Below are 13253 nucleotides of genomic sequence, written 5' to 3' on the forward strand. Positions count from 1 at the left end.
TTGCGCCGAGAGGTAGGGCGCGCCGGCCCGCCCGTCAAATGCCGGATGCGCGACATGGTTCCGCAGAGGCCGCCCGCGCGCCGCCATCGGCCTCAGGCCGGGACGGCATCCGCCGTACCTGCCGGCACCGCCTCGTCGTCCACCTCGCCGGCGGCCTTAAGCGTCTCGATGGCCCGCTCGGCCTCGCGCTGGCGCTCCCACATGGAATGATAGAGGCCCTCGCGCTCCATGAGTTCGCCATGGGTGCCGCGCTCGGCGATGCGGCCATGCTGCAACACGATGATCTCGTCGGCCCCGACCACGGTGGAGAGGCGATGGGCGATGACCAGCGTGGTGCGCCCGCGCGAGACGCGCTCCAGCGCGTCCTGGATCTCGCGCTCGGTGTGGCTGTCCAGCGCCGAGGTCGCCTCGTCGAGAATCAGAATGGGCGGGTCCTTGAGGATGGTACGGGCGATGGCAACGCGCTGCTTCTCGCCGCCGGAGAGCTTGAGCCCGCGCTCGCCGACTTCGGTCGCGTAGCCCTTCGGCGTGCGGCGCACGAAGCCGTCGATCTGCGCCAGTTCCGCGGCGCGCGCCACCTCCTCGTCCGAGGCACCGGCGCGGCCGTAGCGGATGTTGTAGCCGAGCGTGTCGTTGAACAGCACCGTGTCCTGCGGCACCATGCCGATGGCGGCGCGCAGGCTGGCCTGCGACACCTCCCGCACATCCTGCCCGTCGACCAGGATGCGGCCGGCGCTGATGTCGTAGAAGCGGTAGAGCAGCCGCGAAATGGTCGACTTGCCGGCCCCGGACGGGCCGACGATCGCCACCGTGCGCCCGGCCGGCACCTCGAAGCTGACGCCCTTGAGGATTTCGCGCTCGGGATCATAGGAAAAGCGCACATCCTCGAAGCGCACCGTGCCGCCCTTCATCTCCAGCGCCGGCGCGCCGGGCCGGTCGCGGATCTCCGGCGAGCGGGCGAGGATGGTGAACATCGCCTCGATGTCGATCAGCGACTGCTTGATCTCGCGATAGATCATGCCGAGGAAGTTCAGCGGCTGGTAGAGCTGGATCATCATGGCGTTGACCATGACGAAGGAGCCCACCGACTGCCGCCCGGCGCGGATGTCCATCACGCACAGCGCCATCACCGCGGTGAGGCCGAGGGTGAAGATCGCCGCCTGCCCGGCATTGAGCCAGGCCAGCGAGGTGTGGGTGGTGACGGTGGCGCGCTCATAGCGGGCCATGGAACGGTCATAGCGCTCGGCTTCCCACGATTCAGCGCCGAAATACTTCACCGTCTCGTAGTTGAGCAGGCTGTCCACCGCCTTGGCGTTGGCGTCGGTGTCGCTCTCGTTCATCGCCGCGCGGATGCCCATGCGGTACTCGGTCATCACGAAGGTGAAGAGCGTATAGGCGAGGATCATACCGATGGTGGCTGCCACATAGCGCCAGTCGAACTGCCAGAACAGCACGCCGATCACCATCGCGAATTCAAGGATGGTCGGCCCCAGATGCAGCACCAGCATCCGCACGATGGTCTCGATACCCTCGCGCGAACGCTCCAGCACCCGCGTCAGGCCGCCGGTCTTGCGCTCCAGATGGAAGCGCAGCGACAGCGCGTGCATGTGCTGGAAGGTTTCCAGCGCCAGCCGGCGCACCGCATGGATCGCCACCTTTGCGAACAGCCCGTCGCGCCACTGCGTCAGGCTCGCCATGACGATGCGCGAGCCGCCATAGGCGAGCGTGAGCATCAGCGGGCCGGCGACAAGCCAGGCGATGGCGTCGGTGGAGATGCGCGCGCCCTCGCCTTCCGCCACCGCGTCCGTCGCCCATTTGAAGAAGAAGGGCGTGGACATGGTGGCGATCTTGGCCAGCACCAGCAGCAGCAGCCCCCAGACGACGCGGGTGCGCAGATCCGCCCGGTCGGCCGGCCAGAGATAGGGCCACAGCCCCTTGAGCGCGACCAGCAGGCTGCCGCGTGGATTGATCTCGGAGGCTTTGGAGGCGGGCGCGGCGGCGGCGCCCTGCGGTGCGGACATGCGACTTTCCGTTCTTCTCACTCGCGGGCGGCAGGCGCCCGATTCACGTCTTACATACGTTCATGGTCGTCACGCAGATGGTGACGGGGCGCGCTCAGACCAGTGCGTCGGCGCGCGGATCAGGGTTGTCCGCCCCGCTCCCCTGCGCCGGCGCGGCGGCGAGCAGATCCAGCAGCGGCAGCAATTCGTCGGCCAGCATGGCCACCGTCTCGCGATCGAGGCAGTAGCAGGAGCGGGGCCCCTCGATGGTGCCGGTGATCAGTCCCGCCTCCTTCAGCACTTTGAGGTGCTGCGAGACGGTGGACTGCGCCAAAGTGAGCCCGCGCACGATCTGCCCGCACTGGCAGCGCTCCGTCTGCGCCAGCGCCCGGAGAATGGCGAGCCGCGCCGGATGCGCCAACGCGCGCAGGCGCAGCGCCAGCAATTCGTCGGCGTCAATGGTGGCATCTGCAGGGTTCATCGCCATCGTTTATCGTCGATAGACGATGATTTCAAGACAGCGCCCCTCAGCCGCCCGGCGGGCGCTGCATGGAACCGGATGGCCCGCCCCGCCATTTGCACCCGAAGGCGGGCGATGCTATGTGATGGTAATCTGAATGCTTGAACCCGCCCGTGCTGCGGTGCAACATGGTGTCCATGACAAAGATCAAGAGCATATGCGTCTATTGCGGTGCGGCCACGGGAGCCGATGCCGTCTATCTCGAAACCGCCATCGCGCTCGGGCGCCTGCTCGCGGCCGAGGGTATCCGCCTCGTCTATGGCGGCGGCGGCGTCGGGCTGATGGGCGCCACCGCCCGCGCCTGCGCGGAAGCGGGCGGCAAGGTGACGGGCATCATCCCCGATTTCCTGATCGGCAAGGAACAGGCCTTCGACCATGCCCATGAGCTGATCGTCACCCGCGACATGCATGAGCGCAAGCGGCTGATGTTCGAGCGGGCGGACGCCTTCATCGCCCTGCCCGGCGGCATCGGCACGCTGGAGGAACTGATCGAACAGCTCACCTGGGTCCAGCTCAACCGGCATTCCAAGCCGGTGATGGTGCTCAACATCGCCAATTTCTGGGACCCGCTGCTGACCCTGCTGGACCACATGCAGTCGACCGGCTTCGTCAACATCGCCCGCCCGGTGAAGCTGCTGGTGGCGCATAATGTGCGCGCCGTGCTGCCGAAGCTGCACACCGCCGTCGCCCATCTCGGCGAGGGCGAGCTCCATGGCGAGGCCGAAGAACGCGTGCTCGACCGGATGTGAGGCGGCGGCCTTTGCGAGCCGGCCGCCTCCGGCTTTCGTGATGCGGCGGGCGATGGCGTTGCGCGGCCCGTGACGGTATTCAAGAGCCGTCGCCGTCCCGGCTCGCACGAGTTCATCATGTCGTTTTCCAGCTTTACCGCCCGCCGCTCCCTCGCACGGCTGCTGCCTGCGGCCTGCCTCTCGCTCACCCTCGCCGTCGCGCCGAGCGCGCAGGCCTGCACCTCGCTGATCTATCGCGACGCCAATGGCGGGGTCTATTTCGGCCGCACGCTGGAACTGGCGATGGAGCTTCCCTACCGGGTGACCTATCTCCCCGCCGGCCAGCGCTATGCGTCGACCGCTGCCGCCGGTGCCGCCGCGCTCGCCTACACCACCAAGTACCGCATGCTGGCGATCACCGTGCCGGACGGCTCGCTGGACGATCTGAAGATCGTCGAGGGCTTCAACGAGAAGGGCCTCACCTTCAGCCTGCTCGCCTTCGCCGGTGCCGCCGGGCCCACCCACGCCTTCGAGATGACCAAGGCGGCGCTCTCCGCCATCGATCTCGGCTCCTGGACGCTCGGGCAGTTCCAGGACGTGGCCGAGGTGAAGGCCGCGCTCGCCAGCCAGCCGGTGCTGCTCGCCCCGCTGGCCGTGCTCGGCAACGCCAAGTCGCCCTTCCACTATGTGCTGCACGACCGCAGCGGTGCTTCGATCGTCATCGAGTTCGCCAATGGCAAGCAGACCGTCTACGACAACCCGGTGGGGGTGATGACCAACGGGCCCGAACTGCCCTGGCATCTCACCAACCTCAACAATTACACCTTCCTCAGCAATGTCGATCAGTCGAGCGGCCAGTTCGGGTCGCTGAAGGTGGCCCAGCCCGATTCTGGCATCGCCACGGCGGGACTGCCGGCGTCGAACACATCGGTGGGGCGCTTCGTGCGCGCGGTCTATTACTCGCAATACGCGCAGAAGGTGACCAAGCCCGACGACGCGGTGCGCACGCTCGCCCACATCATGAACAATTTCGACCGGCCCAAGGACATCACCATCGACACCAACTCCGGTGGCAATGAAGGCATCGCGGCGGTCGCGACCAAGGATTCCCCGCCTTTCACCAGCGAGTACACCTCCTGGACCGCGCTGACCGATCTCAACCGCAGCGTGCTCTATGTCCGCACCTATGGCGGGCTCAATTACAGCACCTTCGATCTCACCAAGCTCGCGGCCGGCAACGCGGTGCTCTCGCTGCCGCTGGCGACGCTGGACGGCATGGCCGGCGACGCCACCGCCGCTCTCGTCGCTGCCAAGGCGCCCTGATGGAGTGAGAAAAGCGCCCGGAGCGATGTTCCGGGCGCCTGCCTTCAATGGGTGGTGTCGGGCGCCGCGAGCGTCTTTTCCAGCGTCGTATTGCCGAGCCACACCCCGCCCAGCGACACGGTGTTGCGCTGCTTGGGGGTGAAGCCGCGCTTGCTGAAGAAATCGAGCGCGGTGTCGCTGGCATCGACCGTCAGGCTCTTGGCGCCGCGCGCCCCGGCCAGCCGCTCGATGGCGTCATAGAGCAGAGACGCCACGCCCTCGCCCACCGCTTCCGGCCTGATATAGAGCATGTCGATCAGCCGGTTGTCGGCGAGCGAGATGAAACCCACCGGCTCGCCGTCGCGGGTGGCGATGAGGGTCAGCTGCTGCGTGAGGCGCGTCTCCAGCGCCTCCTCGTCGGAAGCCGCCGCCGCCCAGGCTTCCTGCTGGTCGGAATCATAATCCTCGCCGGTCAATTCAAGGATCGCCGCCTCGGCAATGGCGGCGAGCATCGGCACGTCGCCCGGCAGTGCCGGGCGCAGCGCGGCGGCCGGGGGCCGGTTGGCGCTGCTCACCGCTTCGGCTCCCAGGAGGTGGTGCCGTCCTTGTTGTCCTTCAGCGCCACGCCGAGCGCCAGCAGCTCGTCGCGGATGCGGTCGGAAGCGGCCCAGTCGCGGTTGCGGCGGGCCTCGATGCGCTCCGATATGCGGGCCTCGACCTCCTCGGCGGCAATCGTCAGCACCGGCGCCCGCGCCGCCGCCCAGGCTTCCAGCGGGCCGGGCTCGAAGCCGAAGAAGGCGAGCGTGCCCGCCAGCGCCTTCTTGCCGGCATGGTCGCGCAAAGCGTGCATCTCGGCGATCGCCTTCGGCGTGTTGAGATCGTCGGCCAAAGCCTCCAGCACCGCCGGCGCCGGGCGCGGATAGGCGTCGGGGGCGGCTGCGTCGAACCACTGCTCCAGCGTCTTCGCGCTCTCCTCCAGCCCCTTCACGGTCCAGTCGATCGGCTGGCGGTAATGGGTCTTCAGCATGTTGAGCCGCAGCACCGGGCCGGGCCAATCGGCCAGAAGCTGGCGGATGGTGATGAAGTTGCCGAGCGATTTCGACATCTTCTCGCCTTCCACCTGCAGGAAGCCGTTATGCATCCACACCTTGGCCATCAGCCCGGAATGGAAGGCGCAGCGCGACTGCGCCACCTCGTTCTCATGGTGCGGGAAGACGAGATCGATGCCGCCGCCATGGATGTCGAAGGTCTCGCCCAGATGCTTCCACGACATGGCGGAGCACTCGATGTGCCAGCCCGGCCGGCCGGGCACCGTGATGCCCGCCGGCGAGGGCCAGCCCGGCTCGCCGGGCTTGGAGGGCTTCCACAGCACGAAGTCCATCGCGTCCTTCTTGTAAGGCGCGACATCGACCCGGGCGCCGGCCAGCATGTCGTCCAGCGGCCGGTTGGAGAGCTTGCCGTAATCGGGCATGGAGGGCACCGAGAACAGCACATGGTCCTCGGCGACATAGGCATGGCCTGACGCGACCAGCTTCTCGATCAGCTGGCGCATTTCGGCGATGTGCTCGGTGGCGCGCGGCTCGACATCGGGGTGCAGCACGCCGAGCGCTTCGAGATCGTCGTGGAACTGCGCCTCGGTGGTGAAGGTCACCTTGGCGATCGCCTCGTTGAGGTCGAGGCCGGGATGCTCGGCGGCCGCGCGCGCGTTGATCTTGTCGTCCACGTCGGTGATGTTGCGCACATATTTGACGTGGTCGGCGCCATAGAGGTGGCGCAGCAGCCGGTAGAGCAGATCGAACACGATCACCGGGCGCGCATTGCCGATATGGGCGAAGTCATAGACGGTCGGGCCACAGACATACATCCGCACATGCGCGGGATCGAGGGGGGTGAAGACCTCCTTCGTCCGCGTGAGCGTGTTGTAGAGCTTGAGCTCGGGAAGCGCCTGCGCGTTGGTGCCCGACATATCTGTGCCTTCCGGATCCTGCCGCGCGCGATGAGGCGCGGCGTCGCGTCTGTCGTCCGTTTGGCCGGCCGCGTCAAGCCAGAGCAGGGAACGTCGCACGCGATGCCGCCAGCGTGCCGCAGTTGACGGGTGCGGAAGGCGGGGCTATCTCGCCGCCACGCGGACAACAGGCGAAAATTTTAAGGGTCGATTCAAACCTTTTCGCCACATTCACGTTGTCCTGCCGCCACCTTGTCGCCACCAAAGAACGCACCCACCATGACCGCGATGCCGCGCCTGCGCCTGTCCCTGCTCGCCCTCGCTTTGGCGCTGGCCCCAAGCCTTGCGCCGAGCCTTGCTCCGGCGGCCGAGACATCAGCCATTTTCAGCGTCGACCTTTCCGACGGCTATGGCATCGATACCTGCATCGCCTCCGGCGCGCCCTGCGGCCAGGCGATGGCGGATGCGTGGTGCCGGGTGCATGATTTCAGCCGCGCCACCAGCTTCGGCGTGGCGCGCTCGGACGCCCAGCCGGGCCTGACGGGCGCCGCCCCGGTCCGCACCGCCGCCTGCGAGGGCAATGCGTGCCAGGGCGCCGTCGCCATCACCTGCGCGCGCTGAACGCCTGCGCACACAAAAGGCTTGCGCGCTCAGCCGGCGCGCAAAAGCGGCCTCACTTCAAATAGTCGGCGCATTTGGGCGCCTCATTGGTCGCGCCCCAGGGCATGACCGGCACGGTCGAGGTCGAGTTCTTCGGGCTGCCCTCGATCAGCTTGTCGGAATAGACGAGATAAACCAGCACGTTGCGCTTGGCGTCGCAGCCGCGCACGATCTGCATCTTCTTGAAGATCAGCGAACGGCTCTCGCGATAGACGATATCGCCCTGGTCGAACTTGCTCTTGAAGCTGATCGGGCCGATCTGCCGGCAGGCGATGGAAATGTCCGACACTTCCTCGGCCACCCCCAGCATGCCCTTCACCCCGCCACGCTCGGGCACGGTGTAATGGCAGGCCACGCCGTCGACGACGGGATCGTCAATGCCATAGGTCGCGAGCTTGTCGTCGGGGGTGAGGAATTTCCACACCGTTGACTTGCGGAAGATGAGGTCCGGCTCCTGTGCCTGCACGGGGACGGCGGCGAGGACCGCGGCCAGCCCGAGGGCAGCAAGCGCGAGAGAGCGGAAGGTGGGAACGCGGGGGGCGCGGATCATGCGGATGTGAACTCCGATCGGAACGTCCCGCATATGGGGGTGCCGGCCCGGCGCGCAACGCCCCGCCGGCCCCGCGCCGGGCCGGTAGCATGCGCCCCGCCCTTGCATCGGGTGGCGAAAGCGGGTTCAAACTTTCGACAAGCTTGCCGTGCTCATTGCGACCTTCGCCCGATTCCGGCACACCCGCTTCCGTCCGCCATCGCGATTGCAGTCTCCCTTGATGACATTCCGCCGCCACCGCCTCGCCGCCCGCCTCCTCATCGCTGCGGCGCTCCTTGCCCCGGCCGGCCTCGCGGTCGCGCAGGATTATCCGCCCGGCAGCGTCGGCGGGGGGTATGAGGGCGGCGGCTATGAAGGCGGCGGCGACCGTTCCACCTGCATCCGGCTGGAGGGCCAGCTTGCCGGGCTCGACCGGGGCCAGGGCGGGCAGCCTGATCTCGGCGCCGCCATCGGCCAGCAGCAGCAGGACATCGCCAACCTTACCGCCCAGGTGCGCCAGCTCGGCTGCGACAAGCGCGGCTTCCTCATCTTCCAGCCGCAGCTGCCGCCGCAGTGCGAATCGCTCAACCGCCGCCTCACCCAGGCCCGCTCAAACCTCGACCGCACCATGATGCAGGCGCGCGGGCAGCAGAGCGGCAATAATGAGCAGCGCCGCCAGCTCATCTACGCCCTCGCCCAGAATAATTGCGGCGCCCAGTATCAGGCCGCGCTCGGGCAGAGCAGCGGTCAGGGTGCCGGGGGCAATTACGGCAACCAGAACCGCCGGCCGCGCAATTTCATCGAACAGCTCTTCGGCGTGCCAGCGGACGAAACCGGCCCGCTGGATGTGCAGCCGCTGGAAATGCCGAAAGTGTCGACCTATCGCACAGTGTGCGTGCGAACCTGCGACGGCTTTTTCTTCCCGGTGTCCTTCGCCGCGACGCCGGCCAAGTTCGGCTCGGACGAACAACAGTGCCAGCGCCAGTGCCCCGGCACCGAGGCGCGGCTGTTCGCCTATCGCAACCCCGGCGAGGACATCAACCAGGCGGTGGGCATCAACGGCCAGCCCTATATGTCGCTGCCGACCGCGCTGCTGTTCAAGAAGGAATATGTTGCCGCCTGCACCTGCCGCCCCACCGGCATGAGCTGGGCGAAGGCGCTTTCCGGCCAGGAAGACCCCACGCTGCGCAAGGGCGACATCGTCGTCACCGAGGATGCCTCGCGCGAAATGGCGCAGCCGCGCCCGGCCGCGCCGCCGGCGACCAAGAAGCCCTGATCTCCGCCACCCGTCACCCCGAACGGCGGCAGGTTAATCCGGGATCGTCATGACGGCTCGTCATCCCCGGGCTTGACCCGGAGATCCACGTCTTCTGTCCCGCACCCGGTCAAAGTCGTGGAGGACCGGGACACGCCCGGCGATGACGGCATTCAACGCCCTACGCCCGCTCGCCCCGCAGCCGCGCCGCCGCCCTCTCGCGGCCGATCAGCGGCAGCAGCGCCTTCATTTCCGGCCCGCTCTCGCAGCCCGTGAGCGCCAGGCGCAGCGGGTGGAACAGCGCCCGGCCCGCGCGCCCGCTCGCCGGCTTCAGCGCCGCGATCCAGCGCGGATAGACCTCGCTGTCCCATTCCCCCTCCGGCAGCAGCGACGCCGCCTGGGCAAGAAACGCCGCATCCTCCGCCGCCGTCACCGGCTCAATCGGCCCCTCGACCACGCGCCACCAATCGGCGGCCTCGCTAAGCCGGGCGAGATTGCCGCGCACCGCCTGCCAGAACGCCTCGCCGCCGCCGACGCCATAGGCGGCAAGGCGATCGGCCACGGCCTCGAACGGCAGATGGTGCAGCGTTGCGGCGGTGAGCGCGGAAAGCTCGGCCGGGTCGAAGCGGGCGGGGGCACGGGAAATCTTCGCGAAGTCGATCTTCGCCGCCAGCGCCTGCAGCGAGATTACCGGCTCCACTGCCAGCGAGGTGCCGGTGAGCACGGCGAGGCTCGCCACCGCCAGCGCCTCCTCACCCTCCTCGCGCAGCGCCCGCAGCGAGAGATGGCCGAGCCGCTTGGAAAGCCCCTCCCCGCTCGGCAGCACCAGAAGATTATGGTGCCCGAAGCGCGGCACCCAGCCGCCCAGCGCCTCGATGATCTCGATCTGCACGCCGGTATTGGTGACGTGGTCCTCGCCGCGCACCACATGGGTCACGCCCATGTCGATATCGTCAACCACCGAGGTCAGCGTGTAGAGATAGGACCCGTCCTCGCGCACCAGCACGGGATCGGAAAGCGTGGCGGTGTCGACGCCCTGCCGGCCGCGCACCAGGTCGTCCCACACCACCTGCCGCCCGTCGAGCCGAAAGCGCCAGTGCGGGCGGCGGCCCTCGGCCTCCAGCGCCGCGCGGGCCGCGTCGGTGAGCTTCAGCGCCGCGCGGTCATAGACCGGCGGCAGGCCGCGCCGGCGCCGCGACTGGCGCATCGCCTCCAGCTCGTCCTCGGTCTCATAGGCGGGGTAGAGCCGGCCGAGCGCCTTCAGCCGCGCCACGGCCTCATCGTAACGCGGCAGCCGCCGCGACTGGTGCTCCACCCGGTCCGGGGCGAGGCCGAGCCAGGCGACATCCTGCGCGATCGCCTCGGCGAAGGCGTCGGTTGAGCGCGCCGTGTCGGTGTTGTCATAGCGCAGGATGAAGGTCCCGCCCCATTGCCGCGCATAGAGGGCGTTGTAGAGCGCTGTCCGGGCGTTGCCGACATGCAGCAGGCCGGTGGGCGAGGGCGCGAAGCGCAGGACGGGCGGGGTGTCGGGAGCGGTGTCGGACATGCCGTCTTATCGCCGAGGAGAGCCCATCGGAGCAAGCGCCGGGGCCGCGCGCACCGCCCATAGCTTTACCTCGGCTGCCACAGATGAGAGATTGCACTGGTCGACTTTATACCCAAGGCGCTGCGGTGCTGGTTAGTGGAGTTTCGCGTGACCCCGATCATCCAGGATATCTTCTCCATCTTCTTCGTCCTCGCTCTTGGATATGTCGCGGGAAAGCGCTCCAGCTTTGATCAGGCCCAGGCCTCCGGCTTCAATCACCTCGTCCTCACCTATTGCCTGCCGGCCCTGCTCTTCGTCTCAATCGCCAATTCCTCCCGCGAGGAACTGTTTTCCGACACGCGGCTGCTGACCATATCCGTGGCCGTGCTGCTGTTCTGGTATTTCGTCGCCTTCTTCGGTGGGCTTTTCGTGTTCGGGCACGACCGCCGCGAGGCGGGAATCGCCGGGCTGAGTGCGGGCGCCCCGACCGTCGGGTTCCTCGGCATGGCGGTGCTCTCGCCGCTGTTCGGCGGCAGCGCGGCGCTTAGTGTCGCCATCGTGGCGTTGGTCGTGAACGTGATACTGGTTCCGCTCGGCATGTTCTTCGTCGCGCCCAAGGGCACCAAGCCGGCGGCGGCTTTGGTCAAGGCGGCCCAGGAGCCGGTCGTTCTGGCACCGATGATCGCCGTCGTCCTCGTCATCGCCGGCATCCGCATGCCCGAACTGCTGCAGGCACCGCTGGCGCTGATCGGCCATGCCACTTCGGGTGTCGCCGTGTTCGCCGCCGGCCTTGTGCTCTCCGCGCACAAATTCCAGCTCAATACCGAAGTGATCTGGAATTCGGTGGTCAAGGTCGGCCTGATGCCCGCCTCGATGCTGGCGCTGGCGCTCGCGGCCGGCGTGGGCGGGAGCCATCTGGAGCAGGTGGTGCTGCTCGCCGCGCTGCCGCCCGCCTTCTCGGGAATCGTCATTGCCGGGCGCGAACAGACCTATGTCGGCCTCGCCTCGTCGACACTCATCGTCAGCGTGCTGGGATTCGCCGTCGCCGCGCCGCTCTGGATCTCGCTGGCCCGCCACCTCGCGGGATGACGGCGCCTACGCCCCCTCGCGAAACCGGTTGGTGAGGGGGTAGCGCCGGTCGCGGCCGAAATGGCGGGCCGTCACCTTCACCCCCGGCGCGGCCTGCCGGCGCTTATATTCGGCGAGGGTCAGCAACCGCTCCACCCGCGCCACCAGCGCCGGCTCGAAGCCGTCAGTGATGATGGCGTCGAGCGGCATTTCGCGCTCCACCAGCCGTTCCAGGATCGCGTCCAGCACCTCATAGGGCGGCAGGCTGTCCTGGTCGGTCTGGTTCTCGCGCAGCTCGGCGGTCGGCGGCTTGGTGAGGATGTTGTCGGGGATGACCGCGCCGTCCGGGCCCAGCGCTCCGGCCGGCTTCCAGCGGTTGCGCAGGGCGCACAGGCGAAACACCTGCGTCTTGTAGAGGTCCTTCAGCGGGTTGAAGCCGCCATTCATGTCGCCATAGAGCGTGGCATAGCCGGTCGCCATCTCCGACTTGTTGCCTGTCGTCACCACCATGGCGCCGAACTTGTTGGAGAGCGCCATCAAGAGCGTACCGCGCAGCCGCGACTGCAGGTTCTCCTCGGTCACATCGCGGCCGCGCCCGGCGAACAGCGGCGCCAGCCCCTGCTCCAGCGCTTCCACTGCCTGCCCGATCGGCAGAATGTCGTAGCGCAGCCCCAGCGCCTGCGCGACGGCGGCGGCGTCCGCCAGCGATTCGTCCGAGGTGAAGCGGGAGGGCAGCATCACGCCATGAACGCGGGCCGGCCCCAGCGCGTCCACCGCCATCGCCGCGGCAAGGGCGGAATCGATGCCGCCGGAAAGCCCGAGCACCACGCCGGGAAAGCCATTCTTCTCGACATAGTCGCGCAGACCGAGCACGCAGGCGGCATAATCCGCCTCGTCGCCCGCCAGCAGCGGCGCGCGGGCCCCCTCCTCGCAGCGCCAGCCATCGGCCCAGCGCTCCCAGCGGGTGATCCGCACCCGCTCCTGGAAATTCGGCAGCTGCACCGGCAGCGAGCGATCGGCGTTGAGCACGAAGGAGCCGCCGTCGAACACCAGCTCGTCCTGCCCGCCGACCGCGTTGACATAGGCCAGCGGCAGCCCGCTTTCGACCACGCGGGCCACGGCGACGTTCAGCCGCGCGTCCTGCACGTCGCGGCGATAGGGCGAGCCATTGGGGATGAGCAGGATTTCCGCCCCGGTCTCCATCAGGCACTCGACCACATCAGGCGACCAGATATCCTCGCACACCGGCACGCCGAGCCGCACGCCGCGAAAGGCCATCGGCCCGGGCATCGGGCCGGGGGTGAAGAGGCGCTTCTCGTCGAACACGCCGTAAGTGGGCAGGTCCACCTTGAAGCGGGTGGCCGCCACCGCGCCGCCATCGAGCAGCAGCGCCGCATTGTAGAGCCTGCCATCCTCGACCCACGGCGCACCGAGAAGCAGCGCCGGCCCGCCATCGGCGGTCTCAGCGGCGAGTTCCTCCACCGCGCGCCGGCATGCCGCCTGGAAGGCGGGCTTCAGCACCAGGTCCTCAGGGGGATAGCCTGCGAGGAAAAGCTCGGTGAAGACGACGAGATCCGCCCCCTGCCCGCCCGCCAGCGCCCGCGCCTCACGCACACGCCGCATATTGCCGGCGATATCGCCGACCACCGGGTTGAGCTGGGCAAAGGCGATGAGAAGCTGGTCGGCGGGCGTACTGGACATGGGCGTGCTTTAGCCTTCCC

Annotated in this window: 12 protein-coding genes; 5 read left to right on the top strand and 7 right to left on the bottom strand. The window is 68.1% G+C overall.

All coding sequences use genetic code 11. The features are described 5' to 3' along the window. Positions 1–92 precede the first annotated feature (92 nt). Positions 93–2021: an ABCB family ABC transporter ATP-binding protein/permease gene (locus J2S76_RS11640; protein ID WP_307060612.1), complete on the bottom strand. Its 1929-nt coding sequence runs from the start codon at positions 2019–2021 to the stop codon at positions 93–95. A 94-nt stretch (positions 2022–2115) separates the two neighbouring features. Beyond that, positions 2116–2481 (bottom strand): ArsR/SmtB family transcription factor, encoded by a 366-nt coding sequence (locus J2S76_RS11645; RefSeq protein ID WP_307060613.1) that lies wholly within the window; start codon positions 2479–2481, stop codon positions 2116–2118. A 176-nt stretch (positions 2482–2657) separates the two neighbouring features. On the opposite strand from J2S76_RS11645, the gene J2S76_RS11650 reads away from it, so the two are divergent. Together J2S76_RS11650 and J2S76_RS11655 are read left to right on the top strand one after the other, a co-directional pair. Continuing rightward, positions 2658–3269, top strand: coding sequence for an LOG family protein (locus J2S76_RS11650; RefSeq protein ID WP_465252851.1), 612 nt, complete (start codon positions 2658–2660; stop codon positions 3267–3269). A gap of 117 nt (positions 3270–3386) precedes the next feature. Beyond that, positions 3387–4571 carry a linear amide C-N hydrolase gene (locus J2S76_RS11655; RefSeq protein WP_307060615.1) on the top strand — a complete coding sequence of 395 codons (1185 nt, stop codon included), beginning with the start codon at positions 3387–3389 and terminating at the stop codon, positions 4569–4571. Between the two features lie 44 nt (positions 4572–4615). Here J2S76_RS11655 and J2S76_RS11660 read toward each other — a convergent pair whose 3' ends face one another. Further along, positions 4616–5140 carry a GNAT family N-acetyltransferase gene (locus J2S76_RS11660; RefSeq protein WP_307060769.1) on the bottom strand — a complete coding sequence of 175 codons (525 nt, stop codon included), beginning with the start codon at positions 5138–5140 and terminating at the stop codon, positions 4616–4618. Continuing rightward, positions 5122–6516, bottom strand: a complete 1395-nt coding sequence (gene cysS / locus J2S76_RS11665) for a cysteine--tRNA ligase (RefSeq protein ID WP_307060616.1) — start codon at positions 6514–6516, stop codon at positions 5122–5124. Before cysS ends, J2S76_RS11660 begins: the two co-directional genes overlap by 19 nt. Before the next feature lie 258 nt (positions 6517–6774). Here cysS and J2S76_RS11670 point away from each other — a divergent pair, with 258 nt between their 5' ends. Continuing rightward, complete coding sequence (locus J2S76_RS11670; protein WP_307060617.1) at positions 6775–7116, top strand: hypothetical protein; 342 nt, start codon at positions 6775–6777, stop codon at positions 7114–7116. A gap of 52 nt (positions 7117–7168) precedes the next feature. Here J2S76_RS11670 and J2S76_RS11675 read toward each other — a convergent pair whose 3' ends face one another. Continuing rightward, positions 7169–7705, bottom strand: coding sequence for a CreA family protein (locus tag J2S76_RS11675; protein ID WP_307060618.1), 537 nt, complete (start codon positions 7703–7705; stop codon positions 7169–7171). 220 nt (positions 7706–7925) lie between these two features. On the opposite strand from J2S76_RS11675, the gene J2S76_RS11680 reads away from it, so the two are divergent. After that, the gene (locus tag J2S76_RS11680) at positions 7926–8960 is read left to right on the top strand and encodes a DUF2865 domain-containing protein (protein ID WP_307060619.1); all 1035 of its coding nucleotides are present in this window, start codon (positions 7926–7928) and stop codon (positions 8958–8960) included. A gap of 160 nt (positions 8961–9120) precedes the next feature. Here the strand turns inward: J2S76_RS11680 and J2S76_RS11685 are convergent, their stop codons facing one another. After that, positions 9121–10485, bottom strand: a complete 1365-nt coding sequence (locus J2S76_RS11685) for a glutamate--tRNA ligase (RefSeq protein WP_307060620.1) — start codon at positions 10483–10485, stop codon at positions 9121–9123. Positions 10486–10632: 147 nt separating this feature from the next. On the opposite strand from J2S76_RS11685, the gene J2S76_RS11690 reads away from it, so the two are divergent. Beyond that, entirely contained in the window at positions 10633–11553 is a 921-nt protein-coding gene (locus J2S76_RS11690; protein WP_307060621.1) for an AEC family transporter, read from the top strand. A gap of 6 nt (positions 11554–11559) precedes the next feature. On the opposite strand, the gene J2S76_RS11695 is transcribed toward J2S76_RS11690, so the two are convergent. Then, positions 11560–13233 (bottom strand): NAD+ synthase, encoded by a 1674-nt coding sequence (locus J2S76_RS11695; RefSeq protein WP_307060622.1) that lies wholly within the window; start codon positions 13231–13233, stop codon positions 11560–11562. Positions 13234–13253: the final 20 nt, after the last annotated feature.

This window comes from Ancylobacter vacuolatus, assembly GCF_030813595.1.
In the GTDB taxonomy this organism is placed as follows: Bacteria; Pseudomonadota; Alphaproteobacteria; order Rhizobiales; family Xanthobacteraceae; genus Ancylobacter; species Ancylobacter vacuolatus.

Bases quoted from the DNA above. Each gene is read 5' to 3' on its own strand.
- J2S76_RS11640 (WP_307060612.1), bottom strand. From the start codon at position 2,021: ATGTCCGCACCGCAGGGCGCCGCCGCCGCGCCCGCCTCCAAAGCCTCC.
- J2S76_RS11645 (WP_307060613.1), bottom strand. From the start codon at position 2,481: ATGAACCCTGCAGATGCCACCATTGACGCCGACGAATTGCTGGCGCTG.
- J2S76_RS11650 (WP_465252851.1), top strand. From the start codon at position 2,658: ATGACAAAGATCAAGAGCATATGCGTCTATTGCGGTGCGGCCACGGGA.
- J2S76_RS11655 (WP_307060615.1), top strand. From the start codon at position 3,387: ATGTCGTTTTCCAGCTTTACCGCCCGCCGCTCCCTCGCACGGCTGCTG.
- cysS (WP_307060616.1), bottom strand. From the start codon at position 6,516: ATGTCGGGCACCAACGCGCAGGCGCTTCCCGAGCTCAAGCTCTACAAC.
- J2S76_RS11670 (WP_307060617.1), top strand. From the start codon at position 6,775: ATGACCGCGATGCCGCGCCTGCGCCTGTCCCTGCTCGCCCTCGCTTTG.
- J2S76_RS11675 (WP_307060618.1), bottom strand. From the start codon at position 7,705: ATGATCCGCGCCCCCCGCGTTCCCACCTTCCGCTCTCTCGCGCTTGCT.
- J2S76_RS11680 (WP_307060619.1), top strand. From the start codon at position 7,926: ATGACATTCCGCCGCCACCGCCTCGCCGCCCGCCTCCTCATCGCTGCG.
- J2S76_RS11685 (WP_307060620.1), bottom strand. From the start codon at position 10,485: ATGTCCGACACCGCTCCCGACACCCCGCCCGTCCTGCGCTTCGCGCCC.
- J2S76_RS11695 (WP_307060622.1), bottom strand. From the start codon at position 13,233: ATGTCCAGTACGCCCGCCGACCAGCTTCTCATCGCCTTTGCCCAGCTC.